Source organism: Fibrobacter sp. UWB16, assembly GCF_900215325.1.
Taxonomy (GTDB): Bacteria; Fibrobacterota; Fibrobacteria; order Fibrobacterales; family Fibrobacteraceae; genus Fibrobacter.
This window is the reverse complement of record NZ_OCMS01000001.1, coordinates 278,851-298,938: the sequence shown is the minus strand read 5'-3', so window position 1 is coordinate 298,938 and position 20,088 is coordinate 278,851. Positions and strand designations below refer to the sequence as shown.

Annotated in this window: 17 protein-coding genes; 9 read left to right on the top strand and 8 right to left on the bottom strand. The window is 50.6% G+C overall.

Annotated features, from left to right (window positions below; genetic code table 11):
- Nucleotides 1-1,383, top strand: coding sequence for a BamA/TamA family outer membrane protein (locus tag CRN95_RS01270; RefSeq protein WP_097019878.1), 1,383 nt, complete (start codon nucleotides 1-3; stop codon nucleotides 1,381-1,383).
- 238 nt (nucleotides 1,384-1,621) lie between these two features.
- On the opposite strand, the gene CRN95_RS01265 is transcribed toward CRN95_RS01270, so the two are convergent.
- On the bottom strand, nucleotides 1,622-2,206 hold the full coding sequence (locus CRN95_RS01265) for a hypothetical protein (protein WP_097019877.1): 585 nt from the start codon (nucleotides 2,204-2,206) through the stop codon (nucleotides 1,622-1,624).
- 97 nt (nucleotides 2,207-2,303) lie between these two features.
- Between CRN95_RS01265 and CRN95_RS01260 the strand changes: the two genes are divergently transcribed.
- From CRN95_RS01260 to CRN95_RS01250, 3 genes are all read left to right on the top strand, one after another.
- Nucleotides 2,304-2,612, top strand: a complete 309-nt coding sequence (locus CRN95_RS01260; RefSeq protein WP_012820063.1) for a type B 50S ribosomal protein L31 — start codon at nucleotides 2,304-2,306, stop codon at nucleotides 2,610-2,612.
- Nucleotides 2,613-2,679: 67 nt separating this feature from the next.
- Entirely contained in the window at nucleotides 2,680-3,582 is a 903-nt protein-coding gene (locus CRN95_RS01255) for a hypothetical protein (RefSeq protein WP_088630213.1), read from the top strand.
- A 161-nt stretch (nucleotides 3,583-3,743) separates the two neighbouring features.
- On the top strand, nucleotides 3,744-4,733 hold the full coding sequence (locus CRN95_RS01250) for a PD-(D/E)XK nuclease family transposase (protein WP_097020277.1): 990 nt from the start codon (nucleotides 3,744-3,746) through the stop codon (nucleotides 4,731-4,733).
- Nucleotides 4,734-4,877: 144 nt separating this feature from the next.
- Here the strand turns inward: CRN95_RS01250 and CRN95_RS01245 are convergent, their stop codons facing one another.
- Genes CRN95_RS01245 through CRN95_RS01230 form a run of 4 tightly spaced genes read right to left on the bottom strand, consistent with a single transcriptional unit; the run spans nucleotide 4,878 to nucleotide 7,736 of the window.
- Nucleotides 4,878-5,954 (bottom strand): TIGR04133 family radical SAM/SPASM protein, encoded by a 1,077-nt coding sequence (locus CRN95_RS01245; RefSeq protein WP_097019876.1) that lies wholly within the window; start codon nucleotides 5,952-5,954, stop codon nucleotides 4,878-4,880.
- Between the two features lie 5 nt (nucleotides 5,955-5,959).
- Complete coding sequence (locus tag CRN95_RS01240; protein ID WP_097019875.1) at nucleotides 5,960-6,871, bottom strand: hypothetical protein; 912 nt, start codon at nucleotides 6,869-6,871, stop codon at nucleotides 5,960-5,962.
- Nucleotides 6,868-7,233 carry a hypothetical protein gene (locus CRN95_RS01235; RefSeq protein WP_097019874.1) on the bottom strand — a complete coding sequence of 122 codons (366 nt, stop codon included), beginning with the start codon at nucleotides 7,231-7,233 and terminating at the stop codon, nucleotides 6,868-6,870. Before CRN95_RS01235 ends, CRN95_RS01240 begins: the two co-directional genes overlap by 4 nt.
- A 2-nt stretch (nucleotides 7,234-7,235) precedes the next feature.
- A complete protein-coding gene (locus tag CRN95_RS01230; protein WP_235002803.1) occupies nucleotides 7,236-7,736 on the bottom strand; it encodes a hypothetical protein in 501 nt (166 codons plus the stop codon).
- 206 nt (nucleotides 7,737-7,942) lie between these two features.
- Here CRN95_RS01230 and CRN95_RS01225 point away from each other — a divergent pair, with 206 nt between their 5' ends.
- From CRN95_RS01225 to CRN95_RS01210, 4 genes are all read left to right on the top strand, one after another.
- A complete protein-coding gene (locus tag CRN95_RS01225) occupies nucleotides 7,943-10,483 on the top strand; it encodes an NPCBM/NEW2 domain-containing protein (protein WP_097019873.1) in 2,541 nt (846 codons plus the stop codon).
- Nucleotides 10,480-11,757 carry a glycosyltransferase gene (locus CRN95_RS01220; RefSeq protein WP_097019872.1) on the top strand — a complete coding sequence of 426 codons (1,278 nt, stop codon included), beginning with the start codon at nucleotides 10,480-10,482 and terminating at the stop codon, nucleotides 11,755-11,757. The genes CRN95_RS01225 and CRN95_RS01220 overlap by 4 nt, the downstream gene beginning before the upstream one ends.
- A complete protein-coding gene (locus tag CRN95_RS01215; protein WP_097019871.1) occupies nucleotides 11,754-12,440 on the top strand; it encodes a hypothetical protein in 687 nt (228 codons plus the stop codon). Before CRN95_RS01220 ends, CRN95_RS01215 begins: the two co-directional genes overlap by 4 nt.
- Before the next feature lie 152 nt (nucleotides 12,441-12,592).
- Nucleotides 12,593-13,402: a tyrosine-protein phosphatase gene (locus CRN95_RS01210; RefSeq protein ID WP_097019870.1), complete on the top strand. Its 810-nt coding sequence runs from the start codon at nucleotides 12,593-12,595 to the stop codon at nucleotides 13,400-13,402.
- Nucleotides 13,403-13,781: 379 nt separating this feature from the next.
- On the opposite strand, the gene CRN95_RS01205 is transcribed toward CRN95_RS01210, so the two are convergent.
- Nucleotides 13,782-14,666, bottom strand: coding sequence for a phosphoribosylaminoimidazolesuccinocarboxamide synthase (locus CRN95_RS01205; RefSeq protein ID WP_072828256.1), 885 nt, complete (start codon nucleotides 14,664-14,666; stop codon nucleotides 13,782-13,784).
- 117 nt (nucleotides 14,667-14,783) lie between these two features.
- Between CRN95_RS01205 and CRN95_RS01200 the strand changes: the two genes are divergently transcribed.
- Entirely contained in the window at nucleotides 14,784-15,095 is a 312-nt protein-coding gene (locus CRN95_RS01200) for a hypothetical protein (protein WP_097019869.1), read from the top strand.
- Between the two features lie 50 nt (nucleotides 15,096-15,145).
- Here CRN95_RS01200 and CRN95_RS01195 read toward each other — a convergent pair whose 3' ends face one another.
- Nucleotides 15,146-16,537 (bottom strand): GGDEF domain-containing protein, encoded by a 1,392-nt coding sequence (locus CRN95_RS01195; RefSeq protein WP_097019868.1) that lies wholly within the window; start codon nucleotides 16,535-16,537, stop codon nucleotides 15,146-15,148.
- A gap of 139 nt (nucleotides 16,538-16,676) precedes the next feature.
- Complete coding sequence (locus CRN95_RS01190) at nucleotides 16,677-19,820, bottom strand: GH116 family glycosyl hydrolase (RefSeq protein WP_097019867.1); 3,144 nt, start codon at nucleotides 19,818-19,820, stop codon at nucleotides 16,677-16,679.
- Nucleotides 19,821-20,088: the final 268 nt, after the last annotated feature.

Sequence of the window (20,088 nt, the reverse complement as noted above, 5' to 3'; positions counted from 1 at the left end):
ATGAAGTTGTGGTGGCGAAATATTTTGTACGTTGTGACGGTGCTCTTGTTGGGCGCAGTTTTGTGCCATGCGTCCGAGTGCCGTATTGAACGCGTGGAATGGGTGGGGGAGCATAGCGAGTTTGAAGAGCTTTCGATGAATGATGTTGTCGGGGCACCTTGTGGTTCCTGGCGTGCGGCAAAGCAGAAACTGTTGCGCTATTATGAGGACCGTGGGTTTGTTGGTGCTAAATTGGATGTCGCAGTGGACAGTGCTGGCGTCATGCGTTGCGAGTTTGTACGTGGCAGCGCGTGGGTGTGGGCTAGTTCGGAAAACCTTGATTCGGGAGCGACTGATGCTGAAGTCTTTGCTCAATTGACTGGGCTTGAAATTGGCGAAAAAGTTTCGCTTTCGGACTTGGAGCGCTCGGAGCGCAAGCTTTCGCGTTTGGGCTATTACGAAAAGACTGCCGATGTGCGCTTGTTCCGCGATCCTGTGCGCAACCGCATTATTCCGGCGTATTCCATGCGGGCGGCTCCGATTTCTGCAGCCGAAGGATTCCTCACGTATTCGAGCGATGAGAATGTCTGGGAAGGTAAGATCAATCTCGAATTGTTCAACATCTTGGGGACGGGGCGCGATTTGCAGATGGAGGGCTATTCGCAGAGCGATTCTAGACGGCTAGAAGGCTCGTATCGCGAACGCTTTATCTTTGGGACGGCCTGGGATGTGCTTGTGCGCGGGTTCTTTGAAGATGATTCGCTGTCACGCGATTCGCGTTTGGAACTTGGCGTGTCGCGAAATGTGGGCTTTAACTTTGATGTGGCGGTATTCGTGGGCATTGGCAATGACGAGAAAAGTTCGACGTTTGAACTTTCGTACGTGTCGTTTGACCGGAGCGTTTTGCCTCGGAGCGGAACGTCGTTTGATTTGTCTCTGGCGTGGATGATGGACCGCCCGGATTCGCTTGATAGCTATTTGCGTTTGCAATCATCGCTTGTGTATTACGTGCCTTTGTGGAAGAACTTTATTGTGCGTTATTCGGCGGCGGCCGGTGCGTTGCTCCCGTCGGGGGGCTCGTTTGCACGCGAGGACTTGTTTAGCTTGGGCGGCATCAATTCGTTCAAGGGGATGATGTATGGCTTTATGCGGACGCGCGCATACGGATTTTCGCAGGCGGCTTTTTTATGGCAAGATGGCTACGATTTGTCGATTGAGCTTTTCTACCAGCCGGGGATCTATAGGCGGATGAAACCGTTCCACGGGTGGGCGCGCGAGCACGATTATGGCATCGGGTTTACGCAGTACCGCAAGGCCTGGAGCTTTAGCATTTACTATGCGCTCCGCAATGGGTGCGATTACCTAGACGGTGTGCTTGGCTTTGGCGTGAAGACGCTGTTTTAGAAAAAACTTTTGAAAAAAGCAAAAAAAGTACGTCATGCGGGCGGGGCCCCAGCTCGGAGTTGCGAAGGCCGCACGGGCCCCTCCCTGCACCCTCCCCATCCTTGGCCGACGCTTTGTTCTCACTCTGTTAATCATTCGGTTCATTTTTATAGAACATCTCACTAACAGCAATAATAATTGCATCCAATATGTGCGATTACCTAGACGGCGTCCTCGGCTTTGGCGTGAAGACGCTTTTCTAGAGTCTCGGGACGCGGACTTTGTCGCCGGCGTTGAGGTGCTCGAGCATGACGCCCGGGTTCACGGACTGGAGTGCCGAGAGCACGTAGAAGCGGGGAAGGTTTTGCGTGCCTGCACCATACGTTCTGCGGAGGAGCTTGAACAGGTCTTCGCCGTCGTTAGCGGAAACGACCTTGTAAAGGCTCTTGTTCGAGGGGTCGGACTGCAAGGCGGAGAGCGCGTTCGAGAACTTGGCAACGAAATTTTCGGCGTTGTTGCTCGGTTTGGAAGCTTCGGCGGTTTGCTTGACCTGTTTGGGCGGCTTGCTGAGCCCGGATTTGCGGCTCGTGCTCTTTCCGGTGACTGACGGCGGGAGCTTGAATGTCGGCGCCTTGAAGGCGTTCATCTTGAGGCTCACGTCGGCGGTGTCTTTGCCTTTTTTGACCGGTTCGAGCTTCAAAATGGAGTCCAGCGAGGCGATGTAGTTGCTGTCGGGCCATTCTTCGAGCACCATGCGCTTGTTCACCTCGACGATTTTTATGGTCGGGTGGTCGTTTTCGCAAGCAATTAAAAGTAATGGAATGAGCAACAATAAAGATTTCATGCTATAAAAAATACTAAAAATGAGGTTGCAACTTGCCAAAATCCTAAAAAACAACTAAATTTTGGCTCTCAACAATTACTTCACAGGAAGTTTTATAATGAAAGAAGGTATCCACCCTAATTATCAACCGGTCGTGTTCGTCGATGCGAATACGGGTAAAGAATACATCACCCGCTCCACGAAGTCTTCCGCCGAAAAGAAGACTATCGATGGTGTTGAATATAACGTGATTTCCTTGGAAATCACTGCTGATACCCATCCGTTCTGGACGGGCAAGCAGCATCGCGTGGATACGGCTGGCCGTATCGACAGCTTCAACAAGCGCTATGGCGGCGGTGCTAACATCACCTCTGCAAAGCGTAAGACTCGCAAGGCTGCTCCGGTCAAGGCTGAAGAAGAAGCTTAATCTTCTTAAATTTTGGGGCCTCCCTAACTAGGGAGGCTTTTCTCTTATTTAACCCTGAGGACGCAAAATGAAAAAACTTAGCATTTGTGCCGCTGCCATCATCGCTCTTGCTATGACGGCTTGCGATAACGGTAAGACTGGTACCATCGAAGGTGAAGTCCGTGATGCTTTCACCAACAAGCCGTTGGAAATGCCGACTGTCGGTATGGACTCCACGATTTACACCACTCTTTCCAAGAAGTACGAATTCAACCAGGAACTCCGCAAGGGCAAGTTCAAGTTCGTCAAGGTTCCGGTTGGCGCTTATAGAGTTTATGCTGGTCGTTCCAAGTATGTGAAGACCCGTATGAAGATTGAAACGACGGAACAGAATCCGAACGCTTCTCTCATTCTTTACATTTACAGCGCCCAGGTTGATCCGGGTCTGTACCAGGGTACTCCGGAAGGCCCGCTCAAGATCGATAACAAGTGGGTGGTCTACTCCACGAACTGCGATGAATCTATCGCTGGTTACCGTTTGACCATGCCGCAGCAGCAGGCTGGTGATGCAAAAGCAAGCCTTGCTGAAAAGATTGGTGTCAAGAAGAAAGGCAAGAAGGGCAAGAAGGCTAAGAAGGCCGCTCCGGTCGCTCAGGTCGCAGCTGCTGTGACGAACCTCCCGGATCCGCGTGTTGTCGATGGCAAGCTTGAAGTGTTCTACCACAACTCTTCTTCCGTGTCTACCGCAATCACGGCTAAGACCTATCCGGCAGTTGTCGCTCCGATCGCTTCTCACAAGGACTGCAAGGGCTTTGGCGCAGGCGAAACGAAGGGCGTGTTCCCGGTCAAGGACAAGGCAACCGATCTCAAGGTCGAATACGTTGCTGAAAACCTCTTCAAGATCTCTGGCAACCTCCCGAAGGGCAAGCAGATTATTCAGCTTTCCCAGGACGGAAAGACTCTCCAGACTTATTACTTCGAAGCCAAGTAATTCGGAATACGTTTGAAATTAAAAGACGCTCGGTTCTTGGAACCGGGCGTTTTTTTTGCAAATCATAAAAATTTTACAATAAAAATGTGGGCCGAAATCGCGAAAAATGCGTGTTAATATAATGGGTAGGGGATGTTCCTTACCATTATAAGGACATGCAAATGGCTAATGAAACTATCAAAAATGAAACATTTTTAGGGGATACTCGCGAGTTTTGCGAACGGCAAAAACTTGAGGAAATTAAGAAACAAAAATACCTTGACCCGCTTTACGATGCCGCTTTCAAGGCGTTCTTGAGCGACGAACAGGCTCTCGTCAGCTTTTTGAACGGGGTATTCCACTTGGGGGGCGATAACAAAATCAAGTCTGTCACGGTCAAAAATACTGAAATCAACATTATCTTTCCGCAGGTCAAAACGTTCAGACTGGATATTCGTGCGAAAACCGCGAACGGGTTTTGCATCAATGTGGAGATGCAAAAGGCTAAGCCTCTTCATTTTGTAGAGCGGGTATTGCTTCAACATAGTGCGTTTTTGCTCCAAAGCAAGTACGAATTGGACCAAGAAACTTTTGCGGGACAGTCTACTAATCTCTCCGATGCGGAACGTGCAGAGCGTGAATCTCGTCGCTATGAAATCCCACCGACTTTTGCCATCTGGATTTGCGATTTTGCCATCCAACAGCAGGATGACTATCGCGGCACTTGGGCCATTCGCAACGATAAGGGCTTGACGATTTCCGATAAGGTTAAGTATATTATATATGACTTGACTAGGTTTGACAGGTCTGAGGAGCAAGTTGAGACCGATGAGGATCGCTGGCTATTTTTGCTGAAACACGCAGGTAGCGCCCTATCACTCCCGGATTTTGGCGATGAGACTATTGCGAAGGCAATTCATCGAATCTTGGTTGACAATGCTTCGGAAGCGCTTTTAAGAGAACAGGTAAAGAGTATGGTTTTGACGGAAGAAGAACAGGATTATCTCGCCTGGATTAAGATGAAAGGAGTTAATTTGGGTGCCGATAAAAAGGCGCGCGAGATGGCAACGAAAATGCTGTTGAAAAACGAACCTATTGGTAAAATTATTGAATATACAGAACTTTCTGAAGCTGACATTGGGGCGATTAAATCGGAAATCGATCAAAAGTAATTAACGAAAAGCCGGCGAAGCCGGCTTTTCGTTTTATCAAAACTTAACTGGATGGGGGCTGGATGCAAGATTTCACTGGATCCTTCACGGCTTACGCCGTTCAGGATGACGAGAAGCGGAGCCGTTCAGGATGACGAGAAGTGGTTATGCCCCAGCAGCCTCTAATCGCTGCACATGGCAGTAGGCTAATTCCTTAGTTTTCTCGTCGCGGAGGTGCAGGCTGGAGCCTTCGCAGTAGCGCCAGTACTTGCAGGTCTTGCAGTCGCCAATTTTGGCCCAGTTGCGGTCGCGCATCACCTGGTAGCGGTTCTGCCACACGTCCCAAATGTCGTCCTTGTAGATGTTTCCTTGGATGTAGTCGCCGCGCAAGCTCGGGCAAGCCGAGATGCTTCCGTCGCAAAGCACGGAAGAGACGTTTACGCCGGCGCGGCAGAAGAACGGGTAGTTGCGTGCGTCTTTCTCGTAGCTGCCGAGGAATCCTTCGCAGCCGTAATTCACGTTGATCACGTTCATCGATTTTACTTCGCGGATGAAGTCGAACACTTGGCGGAATTCCTGGTTCGTGAGCTGGAACAGCGGATTGTCCTTGGCGCGGCCTTTCGGGAATACGGTCGCAATGCGCCAGCGCTTTACGCCGATTTTCAAAAGCAGGTCGAGAATCTTCGGGAGTTCCTTGAGGTTTTCGCGGTTCACGCAGGTCATCACGTCGAAAGTGAGTCCTTGCGTGTGGGCAGCCATGTCGATGGCGCGGAGGGCGCGTTCAAAGCTATGCGGGTCGCCGCGGAAATGGTTGTGGCTTGCTTCGAGACCATCGAGGCTGATCGTGAGCGAACGCAGCCCCGCGTTCAAAAGGCGCGTGTAGCGCTCGGGAGTCATTGCAAGACCGTTCGTGACCATGCCCCAGGGGTAGCCGCGTTTTTTGATTTCTTGGCCGCATTCTTCGAGGTCCGGGCGCATGAGTGGTTCGCCGCCGGTAATCACCACGATAAAGTGCTTCGGGTCGATGTGCGGGGCGAGCTTGTCGAGCACGGCCATAAAGTCTTCGCGGGGCATGTCGGGGATGGCGTCTTTGACGCAGTCGCTACCGCAGTGCAAACAGTGCAAGTTGCAGCGGAGCGTGCATTCCCAGAAAAAGTACGTGAGCGGGTGCGCCTTGATTTCGTTGTGGCGGTAAAGACGATAAGCTTCAAGAGCGAGTTTCTTTTTAAGCGAAAGTTGCATAAATCCTAATAATTTTCTTTGGTATAATATTTCTTGTCGAAATCTTTTTTGGTGTAGGTTGTTTTTTCGCCTTGCTTGTTGGTGCAATCCATATTGGTGTCGCCTTCGGTTCTGCGGCAAGTAACTCCGTCATTGCAGGTGTATTTGTAAGTGCATTTTGAATCTACACCGTATTCGGGGCACATGGCGTCAAAATCGCAAACCGTCAGATCCGTGTTTGGGTTTGATGTTGCAAGGCATTCTTTGACGGTCTGCTCGATTTTCTTCAACTTGTCTTCGTAAATCTTTTGGCATTCCTCGTCTAGCGCGGGCTTGTTCCTTTCCCATTCCTCTTTCATTTTCAGGTAATCGAGGTATTCCTGAGTGGGGCGGGTCGTGCCGTCGCTGCAAACTTCGTCTGTGTGGAGCCTGACCGGAGCGCCGTATAGAGCAACAAACCTGTCGAGTTCCTGGCGCAATTTGGCAAGGCACTGCGGGACTGTTTGCAATGTATTTTGGATGCTGTCGATTATGCTGACGCCTGCACGTTTTGCCTTTTCTTCTGCATTCATCTTGGCGATGTCGGCGGAAAAGGAGGGCTGGTAATACGTTATGAGCGAATCTCCGGGCGTGCAAGTTACTTCGCCTGCGCTGGAGCTTGACGAAACGCTTTCGCTTGAACTAGACGATTCTGAACTTGAAGATGCGACTGTTTCGCTGGAACTGGATTCGCCGAGGCTAGAACTAGATTCGACGGCGCTGCTGGAGCTTGGCGCGTTAGAACTAGAGCTCTCGTCGTTGCTGCTGGAGCTGGATTCGATGCCCGAATCGTTGTCGCATGGGCAACCTGATTCCGTGACGCTGTCGCCGTTACACCCCGCCCAAAAGAAGGCGGTAGTCGTGAGTAAAAGATTTTTCCAATGCTTGCGAATGTTCATTCTGGTTCCTTTACATTGTATTTTTCTTTAAAATCATCTTCGGTGTATGTCGTTTCGTGCTCTTGTTTGTCATAGCAAGTCACGTCGGTTTGGCCTTCGTCCTTGTAGCAAGATACGCCATCATCGCAATTGTAATAATAGGTACACGGGTCGCGCCTGTAAAAGGTACACTTGGTCGAGTCATGAGATTGGTAATCTTCTGGGTTCTCGCAAACGTAAAAATCAATTCCATATTCTGGACAGGCTCCACCTGAAAAGGTGCAGGTTGCTTTTACTTCGCTTGAAGCAGCGTTGTCACTGCAGCCATTCCAGAAAAATGCTGCGATGGCGAGAAAAATTTTTTTCCAGTGCTTGTAGAACATTTTTAGTTTCCTTGCGATTCCGAATCTAGGCCGTCATTGATTTTCTTGTAGATTTTTCTGAAGCTGCTATCGTCGTAGACGATTCCGTCGTTGCATTCGTAAAATTTTGCGGGGTAATACGGAATGCCGTAATCGAGACAAACCTGTGTAAGTTCGCCGTGTATAGTGTCGGTAACGCAACCGCCATCGTAATAGGGATCTTTGACGATGGTTTGTTTTTCAGTGCAGGTGTATCCGTTTTCGCAAGTGACCGTAGAATCGTTTTCAGAGGTGACTTCGCAATCCATTTGTGGCACGCCGTAGGCGGGCATAGGCAATGGTTCGGAACTGCTTGATATTTTATCTTCGCTGCTGGAGCTTGAGTTTTGTATTTCTGAACTGCTGGAATATTGTGGAGGGGCGCCGTAAAGGGGCGGTTCCACCGTGGTGGAACTCGTGTCGCAACTGGCCCAGAAAAATCCGGTGATTGCAAGTGAAATCTTTTTCCAGTGTTTGTAAAACATTTTTAACTCCTCATGCCCTCTAAGGGCTCACACTCCTATAAATATATACAAAATAAGTCTCAAAATGCTCCAAAACGGCGATAAAACTCGTGTGCCGAATACTTTTTGTTGCATCTGTTGCATATAGGCTTGCTATAAGGTGTTTTGGTCGAAAATTCGCCCTGCCGCGTTCGTATTTTGCGTATAAAAGTTATATTTAGGGCACTATGAAAAAAGAAACGTTAGGAAGGGACGGTGTAAAGCCTAAGTCTTTGTATCAGTCCTTTATGGAATGGAAGAATTCCCTTCATTGGGATAAACCTCAGAATATCATGTTGGTGGTTACGGCAACCGTGCTCGTATCTGCCTTCCTCGTCTTTAACAACTTATCCGTGGCCTATGCACGCCGTTGGGATATCGAGTGGGGTTATTACTCGATTCTTGTAACGTTCCTGCTACTTGTGGCGGGTATTGTTGTCAATGCTCCGTTTGTTGCAAAACATATTCGCGGCTACTTGCCGAGCGGCAAGAGCTTTTGCGGGCTTGCGCTTTTGCTCATCGTGTTCTCGGTATTCATTTTCGGGAACATCGGCAATTCGCACCGTGTTTTGAGTGACGAGACGAGCTGGGAATCGATGGGCCTCCAGATGTATTTCCAGCATACAGGCGGTGTCTGTAACGAAGGCGTCTGGACGGATGGCGTTCTCGATTGCAAGACCGAAGTGAACAACTTCAAGGGCAAGGCTCTTGGATTTGTCTATTCGCTTGTATTTAACTTCATGGAACCGAATCGCGATTCGGCGCTGATGGTGAACTATCCGTTCTACATCTTGAGCTTGATTGCGTTCTTCCTTGCGCTTAGCAAGTGGTTCAAGAGCGATAAGCTTGCGCTTGCGGCGACGGCGTTCTTGGGTGGCATGCCGATTTACCTGTTGCAGTCGCGCTCGGCATCGACCGAAGTCCTCTACATCCTTTTGCTTGCGGTACTCATGGCATGGTATGCGTTTGTGCCGACGAACAAGGTCACGTGGAAGCATTTCCTTTTGACGGTTCCGTTGCTTGGATTCTTTGCACAGACTCGTCAGGAAACCGTTTTTGCGTTTATCCCGTTTGCACTTTACTATTACCGCTATTTCCTTGAAAAGTCCTATCGCTTGCCGGCGTTTGTTGCGGCTGTCATTGCGGTGAGCTGGCCTTCGATCAACACGATGGCTGCGTATCGCGGTTACGATTTCCAGGGCGGTACGCATGCGGCGCACTCGTTTGAAAACTTGTGGTTCAATCTCAAGACGAATATCGAAGTGATGATGAACCTCAAGCCGGATGCTGCGTTTGGCGGTATCATGGAAAATCCGTTCTACACGACATTTACCGTGATTTTGCTTTTGGCGACGGCTTGGCTTTTGTTCCGAATGATTTATTCTCGTCGTTACGTGCGCGGGTTCATTCTGGGCATCACGTTCTGCATGCAGATTTTCGTGATTCTTTTGAACGTGTCCGGTACGTTTACGATTGACATCAACCAGCGTTATGTGCTTGTGGCGCTCCCGCTATTTGCGCTTTTGATGGCGCTTGGCCTTTATGATGCGCTCGTGTTTACGACGAAGATGAAAAGTGATGCGGCTGCAAAAATTGTGGCCGGTGTGGCTTGCCTCTTGTCTGTCGGGTTGATGGTTTACCATGCCCCGAGCTACAAGGCGAACATGCTTTATTACAAGAACAAGCTCCTCACCGAAGAAGACTTCTTGAATACGGAGCTTGCAAAGTATCCGAAAAATTCTGTGTTCATTTACGCAAGACCTTGGCAGATGCTTGCTTCGGGACATACCTCGTTTAGCGAAAACACTTTCAAGAACTGGAGTACCGAAACATTTGCTGAATGGTTGCAGAAGTCTGGCGGCAATATTTATCTCGTGCGTGGTCAGGATGGCTATGGCTCGGTGAACCGCAATAGCCGCGTGGTCGGGTTCAAGACGACGGATCAGATTGACGATATTCTCAGCAATTACAAAAATGAACGTGTGCTGATGGAAGCTCGCTTGTTCGGCTATGGTCTTGCTATTTACAAGATTATTTCGAAGAAGGGCGTGTCGCATTACGCACAGAACTTCATGGTGACCGAAGAATCGAACGGCATGATTGTGGCGAACAAGCTGTTCCCGGAATCGATTGCTTGCGACTACAAGTTGAATGACAAGGATCAGGGCGAAATGCTCGTGTCGAACAAAGCGGATACGCTGGTCTTGGATTCTTCGAAGATTCGCGCCGGCATGAACCGCGTTGTACTGAGCTGCTCGATGCCGGACGGAGATACGCTTGTGACGTATCGCGACTTCTTTGTCGATGGCGAGAATGTGGCGCTTTTGTCCAAAATGAAGATGGGCAAGTTCTTCCAGGAATGGGGCGAACCGCAGATGAACACGACGGTTGAACATCATAAGCTCACAATCGATGGTGAACCGTTCCGCTACGGTATTGGTAGCCACGCCAATTCGGCTATTGAATTCCCGCTTTCTCGTAATTACGACTGGCTGAATGTGGTTATCGGCCTTGACGATGAAAGTGCTTGCGGTGATGGCGCCTTCTTTGTGGTTGAAGCGGATGGACGTGAAATTTACCATTCCAAGAAGCTTTATACGACCGATAAGGAACGCTTGAAACTCGACGTCAAGGGCGCAAAGTCGATTAATTTGCGTGTACTGATGGGCAAGGATAAGGACTGCGACCACGGCGACTGGGCTCATGCCTGGCTTGAGGCTGAAAAGTGAAAGTCCTTGTAGCTCCGCTGGATTGGGGACTTGGGCATGCAACTCGTTGCGTGCCTGTTGTCCGCGAATTCTTGCGGGCGGGCGCCGAGGTGGAACTTGCTGTAGTCAAGGCGAACGCAAACTTTTTCCGTGAAGTTTTCCCGGATTTGCGCCAACGCTTGGCTCCGAGCTACAACATTGTCTACCCGAAGCACGGCTACAATATGGCGCTTTGGCTGCTCAAAAACAGTGTGCACTTGAATGCCGTGATGCGTTACGAACACCACTTTGCCGAAGAGATGGTCGACCGTCATGGCTATGATGTGTTGTTCTCGGACAATCGTTTTGCGTTCTATTCCAAGAGGGCTTATAGTATTTACATGACGCACCAGCGCAGGATTGCGTTCCCGCGGGCGTTTGCGGCGTTTGAACGTATTGGTGTGATGTGGCATGCGAACATCATGCGCAAGTTCGATGAAGTCTGGGTGCCGGATTTGGAAATTTATCCGGGCTATGCGGGTTCTCTTTCGCATTCGGGGGCCACTCCGGGCGATAAGCCGATGCGTTACGTTGGGACGCTTTCGAGATTCTCGGACTGGGATGCAGGCGAGAATGCTGGGAATGCGCTTGGGAGTGCGCTTGGAAATGTGCCGGCGCCGGTCGATCTGGAGCGTGACGTGGACTTGATGAGTGTGTCGGAGTTTATGGCGCACTCGGCGAACGTGGAATGGAACGCAGCTTCAGAAGAGCGTGCTTCTGGAAAGCAAATTTTTGGAATGCGTGCTCTTGGATTGCGCGCGGCCTACAAGGTCGTGGCAGTGGTGTCGGGTGTAGAACCTGCGCGTACGCAATTCGAGCAGCAACTGCGCGAAGCGTTGCAACAGATTCCTGGTCAGCACATGATGATTCTCGGGAAGCCTTCGGTGGAGCAAAAAACGTGGACCGAAGGGAATATCGAGTTCCACACGCACTTGGCAACGAACGATTTCGCCGAAGCCGTGAAACGTGCCGATTTTGTGGTGAGCCGAGGTGGTTATAGCACCGTGATGGACATGGCGGAACTTGGCGCAAAATGTATCTTTGTACCGACGCCAGGACAATTTGAGCAGATTGTCCTCGCTCATGATTTGTCGAAGGCGGGCTATGCCGTTGAAATTCCGGCAGATGAACTTTCTGCCGAAACGCTTACAAGCGCTTTCGAAAAGTCCGTGAAAATGCCGAAAGTCGCAAAGCAAAATTTGCTTCACGATGCGGTTGAAGATGTTGTTCGAAAATTTAAAGAGAGGTCGATATGAACCAGTTCGTTTTAGCTTTCCCGATTCCCGTTGCTGTTGATGAACCGTTTGCCATTACCGAAACGGTTCAGGTGAATGCGGATACCAAGACGTTGATGATTCCTGGTTGCAGCGTGCAGTTCAATGTGGTTCGCCAGGGCGCATCTGCCGACCTCTTGGAAATTTTCAAGGAACGCAATGATTTGACGGAAGACGAAGAGAAGGCTATTGTTGATCACAAGTCGCTCTTGTTCTTGCTCGGGAACGTAAAGACGATGGACGATGTTGAAATGGTGAACTCCGCCATTTTGAAGGTTATCAACGCGAAGGCCGCGGGCGTTTATATGCAGCAGTCTGGCACGGCATGGACCGCGAAGGCTTTTGAAGAACAGTTTGGCGATTGCGATTATCCGATGGATCCGTGGATCAACATTCTCGATTCTGGCGATTCGCTTTACACGCTTGGCTTGGCTGTGTTTACGTTGCCAGACTTGTGCATCTCGAATACGATTGAAGACCCGGAAGAAGCTCTCTTGATGGCTGCTGATAGCTTGTTTGGCGATGGCATCCCGGCAAAGTCTGGAAGCATCATTGACTGGGGCGAGGGCGAAAAATACGTGCTCCGTCAAGAAACGAAGACGCTCTTCTCCAAAGATGCCCCTGAGTACAACAAGCAGGGCGTTCTGAGAATCGTGAAGAAGTGAATTCAGTAGACGGTAGACCGTAGAAAGTAGGAAGGATTTGTCATTCCCGATGCCTGTCCTCGCTTGACGGGGATAATCGGGAATCTCCTTTTCAAAAAGAATGGGAGATGCCCGCTTTCGCAGGCATGACAAAGTCAATAAAAGGGGAGCTTATGGCTAATGTTTTAAAGTTTGAATCGATTGATAATGCGCGACAGCTCGGCGGAATTCCGGCGGGTGGTTCTCGTGTCAAGCACAATTTGCTCTTTCGCAGTAGCAACTTGTCCAAGGCCTCGGACCATGATTTGCACCGCCTGCGTGATGATTTTGGCGTTCATCTGGTGATTGATTTGCGCTCTGACTTTGAATACATGCAAAAGCCGGACAAGCTCCTTGATGGAATGGATTCCGCTTTGATTCCTGTTTTGGATGATTCCATGCATGGCGATGCTTTCAACAAGGACCAGGTGGTGCCTGCGACGGGCGTGGACTTTATGGAATTCCTTTTTGGCATTGCGCGCCATCCGATTGCAAATACGTTAAAGGATAAACTCTATAATTATTTTGTCGATAGCGATTATGCTAGCTCGCAGTATGCGAAAGTTTTTGAAACGATTCGTGCGCAAAAGGGGTCGCCTGTTTTGTGGCACTGTACTTCGGGCAAGGACCGCTGTGGCTTTTGCTCGGCGTTGATGCTCGCCGCTCTCGGTGCCGACGATAACGCTATTCTAGACGATTACGCGGAATCCGAAAACTCGTACCGCAAGCCGCTTGAAGCAATGACTGCCAAAGGTCGTGAATCGGGAATGACGGAAGAGCAACTCGACATTCTGCATTTCTTGGTGAGTGTCAAGCGCGAGTATCTTGAAATTCCGCTCAAGCGCATCAATGCGGAATACGGATCGCTATTGAATTTTATCACGCAGCGGATGCATGTGCCTTCCGCTACCATTGACGCACTCCGGGAATACTATTTGGAGTAATTGTTGCATCTTCGTCATTCCGAACATTCCGCACTCTCGTCACCCTGAGCAATCTACTCGCTTCGTCATTCCGAACGAAGTGAGGAATCCAGTCATTTCTCGTTTCGCAATACAAGACTTTACTGGATTCTTCACGGCTTCGCCGTTCAGAATGACGTTATACAAGACTTTACTGGATGTTTCGCGACTTTGTCGCTCAACATGACGCAAAAAGAAAAACGCAGGCCCGAAGGTCTGCGCGTTTTTATTATCACATTCTTGTTTATGCGATAGAGTCGAGCGGTCTCCGTGAGCAACAAACTCCTCGTATTAACGAGGAGTGGTTGCGAGAGCGAGGCGAAATCACATTCTTGCTTATGCGATAGAGCCGAGCGGTCTCTTACAGTTCCGGCTGCTTGCCGGTGAGGCGCACGAAGATTTCTTCGTACTTGGCGAGCGTGTTCTTCACGACGTCTGCCGGAATTTCCGGACCCGGGTAGGTCTTGCCCCAGTCGAGTGTTTCGAGCCAGTCGCGAACGTACTGCTTGTCGAAACTTTCCTGGTTCTTGCCTACCTGGTACTTGTCTGCGGGCCAGTAGCGGCTGGAGTCCGGAGTGAGAACTTCGTCGATGAGGATGGTTTCGCCGTCGATTTCACCGAATTCGAACTTGGTGTCGGCAAGGATGATGCCCTTGCTTGCGGCGTAGTCGCGGGCCTTCGTGTAGATGTCGAGGGACATGTCACGGAGAGTCGTTGCAACCTTTTCGCCTACGATATCGAAAGTCTGTTCGAAGCTGATGTTTTCGTCGTGGCCTACGTCCGGCTTGGTGCTCGGCGTGTAGAGCGGTTTTTCCAGCTTCTGGCAGAGCTGCAGGCCTTCCGGGAGAACATGGCCGCAGATCTTACCGGTCTTCTGGTAGTCCTTCCAGCCAGAACCGACGATGTAACCGCGCACGATGCATTCGACGGAGTGGCGGTGAGCCTTCTTCACGATCATGGAACGGCCGCGGAGGTAGTCGGCGTGCTTCTTGAGCACGGCCGGGTATTCGTTCACGTCGGCGGTGATGAGGTGGTTCTTCATGCCGAGGTGCTGGAACCAGAACAGCGAAAGCTGGTTGAGGATTTTGCCCTTACCAGGAATCGGGGTGGGGAGCACCACGTCAAAAGCGGAAAGACGGTCGCTAGCGACCATCAGGAAGCTGTCGCCGAGGTCGTACATGTCACGTACTTTACCCTGGTGGAACAGCGGAACTTCGGTAATGGGAGTATCAAATTTTAAGCTCATAGTGCAAGCAAATGTAGAAAAAGTAGCTGTTTGTAGCTAGTTCCGAGTGGCTAGAAATAAGAAAAAAAGTGATATTAGGACTGATTCTTTTTTATATTGAATCCAAAAGAGGTGAAAATGGATTTCTTGCGGATTTTGATTTTGTATGCGTATACGCTTTTTGTGTCCTTTCTCTTGATTGTCCTGATTGGATTGCTTTATAAAACAAAGACGAAAAAGGCTATTGTTCGTGTGACGTCTAGGGTGCTCGTGTATTTGTATAGCATATTTTCTTTGAGCACTGTCGCGGCTTCGGATCGTTTTATGGGGTTGAATGGTGATGAGGTCGTCCATAGTATCATTTGCATGATTATCTATATGGCAGCGTTGTTGTACGCGGTTGCCAAGAACGACCCGAATGCGCATAAAAAGGTTGAATTGCATCTTTAAACAAAGATAGCAGTGCTAAAAAGCCTCCCTTCGGGGAGGCTTTCATGCTTTTAAGCTTTTGGAGAATTCTTGATTTCCATTTTCTTGTGGTACATGCTTTCGTCAGCGCGCTTGAATACATTGTCGACGGTATCGCCGGGCTTGTATTCTGCCATGCCATAAGCGACAGAATAGCGTTCCCAAGGCTTGCGTGACTTGTTGTTTCGAGTCTTTTTAAATTCCGATTCGATAACTTTAATTAACTTGTCCTTGTTCTTGTAATCGCTGTTTTGCAACAAGACGACAAATTCGTCGCCACCGACTCTGTAAATGGGGGATTGCTTATAAATGTTGCAGAATATATGGCAACAGCCTAAAATGTATTTGTCTCCGCAGTCGTGGCCATAGTGGTCATTGACGTCCTTGAGGTCGTTGAGGTCTATCATGACAAAGCCAAATGTTGTGCTGCCCTTTTCGATTTGTTCCTGCAAAGTATCCTTCATCTTGTCGTAGGCGACCTTGCTGTTGACGTGGGTTAACGAGTCCTTGAAGGCAAGCTGCGTCATGTCTTCGGCTTGTTCCTGGGCGGAACGCGCCTGTTCTTCGCCTTCTAAAAGACCTTGTACGTAAGTGCGCATGTCCTGCGACATCTGTGAAATGGCGTTCGAAAGCGATTCGACTTCGTTGTCGGTGTGGATGTCCGGTGCATCGAAGATAAGCTCGTCGGGTGACTTTTTGCCGCGGCTCTTCTCGGCAAAATGACGGGCGCTCTTTTCGAGTTCAAGAATTGGCCCGGTCACGTTGCGACGCAACCAGATAATCAAAATCAGCGCGAATAGCAAGCCTAAACCGAGTGAGAGTACAACGTTATAGACAACGTAGCTGTTGACTGTCTTGTGGAGTTCGGCGATGGAAACGTCCGCGCAGATGACGCCAAAATGCACACCTAACGAATTGACGTATGGTTTACAGGCGGTGTAGGCGGGGCCCCATTCGGAATCTTCTTCGAAGTATGAAATTTCATCCTTCGTCATGGCCTTGGCGAATTTTCGAATTTCAGAAAGTTCATACGCGTCAGTTGGTTCCAGTAACTTCATGTCTTCTTCGCCACGTTCACGTTCAGCCTTGCTTGTGGCCGAGCAGATATTGTACATGGAATCGTTACGCACGAAAAGGGAGTAGAGGTAGAACAGTTCGAAGTCGTCGACCATGCCGTTGAGCAGCTGTTGCACATCGTTGTATTTTTCGGTCTTTTGGCCGGTGATGGTGTTTTGGTAAAGGTCGTCGAGGTCTATGCGGTTGGTGGCGTAGTTCAGGATGTTGCTGAGCTTGTCATCGTAACGTTTGTAAAGCGACTGAGAGTAGGTGAGGTAGGCCTGGATCGAAAGCAAAAAGCACATGAATGCAATAAAGACGGCGCTACCAAGAATAAGACTTCTATGAATCGTTTTCTTATGAGTCATTTCGTTCTCCTTCGAGGTAAAAAATAAATCTTTAGGAGCAAAATGGATATCTAAATGCGAAAAAAGCGTTCCAATCCGGAACGCTTTTCTTGATTGTTAAGGGCGATTCCCGCTCGGTGGCGGGAATGACAACTTGAGTTTACTTGTACAAGAGAGCGAATACCATGCCCGGACGGAAGTACTTACCAGCGGTGTACTTGAGTGCCGTGCTGTGGAGGAGCGTGAAGAGTTCGTTCACATCGACCTTGTTGCTCTTGGCAATGGCGCCGAATGATTTTGTGAAGGCAGCGAGATTGCGCGGGAGCTTCGGGCTGATGCGGGAGTCGGCGAGGAGAGCGCCCTTCTTCAAGAGTTCCTTGTGCATCTTGTCGGCGGCAGTTGCGCTGAGGCCGAACTTTGCAACGAGTGCTTCCGGGTGGAGACGGCAAGAACCGTTGAATCCTTCCGGTGCAGCGAACGGAACGCGAGCTTCGTCATAGAGGTTTCCGATCATGGAATCGGCGAGCACGGAGGCTTCCTTTTCCAAACCGTGGAACATCATGGCGGTCATGATGCTGTACTGGATGCCAATCCAAACGTCGTGAGCCTGGAAGTTGAATTCATCCAGCGGAGAACCATCCTTACGGACAAGGTTTGCGGCACCGATGAGCGGGCTGTTGGCCTTATAGTTCGTATTGAAAATTCTGAGCAAGTTAGACTTGGCCTTGGCGCTGTCGGTGATCGGTTCGAGGTCGAGCAAGCGGAGGTAGGTATCGGCAAGCATCGTATCGGCGAACACATCGTCGCAGTCGTTGGCAATCTTTGCTTCCCAGCTCTTGGTGAAGGCTTCCTTGCACTGAGCCGTAATCCAAGCCTTCTTGAGGCCGCGGAGTTCGTTCTTGGAGAGGTCTTCGCCGTCCGGGATTTCGCCTGCGCAGAGCCATTCGTTAATAGCCTTGACGCCAGCGTTCGGATCTTCCGGGAGTTCCAGGGAGACCTTCACGGCTTCGCGGAGTTCAGCGTACTTTTCGACGTTCAAGTCCTTCATTTCCATCGGGGTCACGAAGAAGCGGAAGTAGCCTTCGTTTTCGTCCCAGAGAGATTCCGTGAATTCCTTGTTGGCGGCTTCGGACTTGGCGTTCCACTTGGCGGCCTGATCGTTATCGCCGAGGAGTTCTGCAATCTTAGCGGCAGCGCGGAGGCCTGCAATCCAGAGGGAACCGCAGTAAACGGAGATGCCGTAGCTGCAGAGGTTGTCGAACGTATCGTCCGTACCGTGCGTGAGCGGGAAGTTTTCGCCCGGGTTCACCATCTTTTCGAGGTATTCCATTGCGGCGTAAACTGCTTCCTTGCAATCTGCGAGGCTCTGCATGTCTTTCGTCTTGTGGTAGTGACGGTAGACCATGAGCACGTATTTCGGAGCGAGGTCCTTCCATTCCTTCACGTTGTGCCAGTCGTAGGCATCCGGTTCGGCGTCGAAGGGGCTACCGAGGTCGTGAATCACAGCGCCACGGACAGCGCGCGGGCCTTCGAGCTTCGGGTCCGGGAGGTCGGCGTAGGGGAGGTTCACAAATTCGTGGTGGCGACGACGGTTTTCGTTCACGGCGAGGATGGCATCGCCAAAGAGCTTCATCACAACGCCATCGAGGCGCGGCATGAGGGCGAGCAAGCTAAAGCTGCCGTAGAAGTAAACGTCGAGAGAGTTGAAGAACGGATAGTCGGCGCATTCACGAACGAGGAAGCGGTCTTCCTTGTCCCACACGGTGGCTTCGGCGAGGAAGCTGAGCGTGTTGATGGCGAGGCTCTTGAATTCAGCCTGCTTGGCGGCAGTCTTGTAGAGCTTTGCAACCGGCTTCTTCGGAACAAGGTTTTCAAATGCCTTGAGGCGATCATCGAAAGTCTTGTCGGCAGCGAGAGCTTCCGTAAGGAGGGCGACTACGCGGCCGTATGCTTCCGGGTAGAATGCGGTGTACTTCTTGGCGGAAGTGAGCTTGTTCAGCTTGATTTCCGGGAAGTCGAGCACCATGTTGAACTGGAAACTGACCTTCTGCTTCGGCTTGAGGACTGCGGTAACGGCGATGGCGCCGGCAATCGTTTCACGACCGCTGTAGACGTTCTTGACCCAGGAGTTTGCAACGCGACCGCTCTGGAGTGCTGCCTTCAAGACGGACTTGGCGTCATCCTGATAGAACATCGGCTTCACGGAAACATTGAGGTTGTCCTTCTTGTTCCAAGCCACGCTCACGCCCATGCAACCGTTGAAGTCGCTTTCGGCGAGAGCCTTTTCGTTATAAAATTCGATACCGCGAACAGAGCGGCCATCTTCGAGTTCCTTGTCGAACTGTACACCCTTCGGGAAACGTGCTGCCGGAACGAGAACAAAGCTAGAGTCCTGAACGCCCTGGCGATCCTTCTTGGCCATGTAGCCCGTGATGCTGTCCTGAATCTGGACAATCGTCACTTCGCGGGTTTCCTTGGTGTTGTTTTCGAGCGTAAAGACGGTAGCGTTCACCGGGAGGCTGGAGAGGCGTTCGTCGCCCGGAGTCACATAGCTAGACTGCGTCTTGGTGATGGCGACACCCTTGCCTTCATAAACAGTTTCGCTAACCGGATAGAGGGCGGTGTACTTCATCTTTGCTGCGTCATAGCCCGGCTGGCCGAGGAATTCGCTGTCGTTTGTCCAAGCGGCGGTGAGAGCGCCTTCGCGGGCTGCCTTTTCGCCAACCATGCCGTCGAAGAAGTCGATGAGTACGGCGCGGTTGATGGCGGCGGTGTCCTTGCCTGCTGCGATCAAAGCCTGGGTGCGGTCGCTGAACTGGATGTGCCAGCGTTCAAAAGCGGCCTTGTTCGTTTCGAAGAAAGTCTTGTCGGCGAGAACCTTGTTGAGCTTGGCTTCGGCCTTCTTCTGGTCCTTCATGTCGGCGTCGCTGAAAACGCGTGCGCCGCTCTCGTCGAGGAGCGGGAAGTTGTTGTTGTAAATGCCGAATGCGGCGAAGTTGCCAATCACGAGCGCGGCCTTTGCGCTGAGCACAGCTTCCTTGAAGAAGAAGTTGTTGAAGCGGAGGTCAGACGGCTTTTCGGTGCGAACCTGAACACCCGGCATCACGTTCATCACGGGAGTCGTGCCTGCAGGCGTTGCGGTAAACGTAGAACCAATACCACCCACTGCAATACCTGTCGTCGAAGGCGTGGTAGAAAGCGGAGTGTACCAGGGCTGGATAAATTCCACTGCGAGGCCCGGGGTCATCAATTTTTGAACGGTTCCGGCTTGTTTTGCACCGGCGAGATAATCTTTAATGCTCATAATGAGATCCGATATTTAAAGGTTTATACGGGAGGAAAGATAGTAATTAGACGAAAGACGAGTGCGTCATCCTGACGCCGAAGGCGGAAGACAACCTCGAAAGGCGAGTGTTGCAGCCATGCTTGCATGGATATAACCGAGCCGAAGAGGTTGGGGCTTGCCCCATCTAGTAAAGTCTTGTATTGAGAAACGAGAAATAACTGGATTCCTCACTTCGTTCGGAATGACGAGTGTGAAACAAGAAATAACTGGGTCCTTCGTCACGTTG

What these genes read in the sequence shown, in the direction of transcription:
- CRN95_RS01270 (WP_097019878.1), top strand. Translation starts at nt 1, where the DNA reads ATGAAGTTGTGGTGGCGAAATATTTTGTACGTTGTGACGGTGCTCTTG.
- CRN95_RS01265 (WP_097019877.1), bottom strand. Translation starts at nt 2,206, where the DNA reads ATGAAATCTTTATTGTTGCTCATTCCATTACTTTTAATTGCTTGCGAA.
- CRN95_RS01260 (WP_012820063.1), top strand. Translation starts at nt 2,304, where the DNA reads ATGAAAGAAGGTATCCACCCTAATTATCAACCGGTCGTGTTCGTCGAT.
- CRN95_RS01255 (WP_088630213.1), top strand. Translation starts at nt 2,680, where the DNA reads ATGAAAAAACTTAGCATTTGTGCCGCTGCCATCATCGCTCTTGCTATG.
- CRN95_RS01250 (WP_097020277.1), top strand. Translation starts at nt 3,744, where the DNA reads ATGGCTAATGAAACTATCAAAAATGAAACATTTTTAGGGGATACTCGC.
- CRN95_RS01245 (WP_097019876.1), bottom strand. Translation starts at nt 5,954, where the DNA reads ATGCAACTTTCGCTTAAAAAGAAACTCGCTCTTGAAGCTTATCGTCTT.
- CRN95_RS01240 (WP_097019875.1), bottom strand. Translation starts at nt 6,871, where the DNA reads ATGAACATTCGCAAGCATTGGAAAAATCTTTTACTCACGACTACCGCC.
- CRN95_RS01235 (WP_097019874.1), bottom strand. Translation starts at nt 7,233, where the DNA reads ATGTTCTACAAGCACTGGAAAAAAATTTTTCTCGCCATCGCAGCATTT.
- CRN95_RS01230 (WP_235002803.1), bottom strand. Translation starts at nt 7,736, where the DNA reads ATGTTTTACAAACACTGGAAAAAGATTTCACTTGCAATCACCGGATTT.
- CRN95_RS01225 (WP_097019873.1), top strand. Translation starts at nt 7,943, where the DNA reads ATGAAAAAAGAAACGTTAGGAAGGGACGGTGTAAAGCCTAAGTCTTTG.
- CRN95_RS01215 (WP_097019871.1), top strand. Translation starts at nt 11,754, where the DNA reads ATGAACCAGTTCGTTTTAGCTTTCCCGATTCCCGTTGCTGTTGATGAA.
- CRN95_RS01210 (WP_097019870.1), top strand. Translation starts at nt 12,593, where the DNA reads ATGGCTAATGTTTTAAAGTTTGAATCGATTGATAATGCGCGACAGCTC.
- CRN95_RS01205 (WP_072828256.1), bottom strand. Translation starts at nt 14,666, where the DNA reads ATGAGCTTAAAATTTGATACTCCCATTACCGAAGTTCCGCTGTTCCAC.
- CRN95_RS01200 (WP_097019869.1), top strand. Translation starts at nt 14,784, where the DNA reads ATGGATTTCTTGCGGATTTTGATTTTGTATGCGTATACGCTTTTTGTG.
- CRN95_RS01195 (WP_097019868.1), bottom strand. Translation starts at nt 16,537, where the DNA reads ATGACTCATAAGAAAACGATTCATAGAAGTCTTATTCTTGGTAGCGCC.
- CRN95_RS01190 (WP_097019867.1), bottom strand. Translation starts at nt 19,820, where the DNA reads ATGAGCATTAAAGATTATCTCGCCGGTGCAAAACAAGCCGGAACCGTT.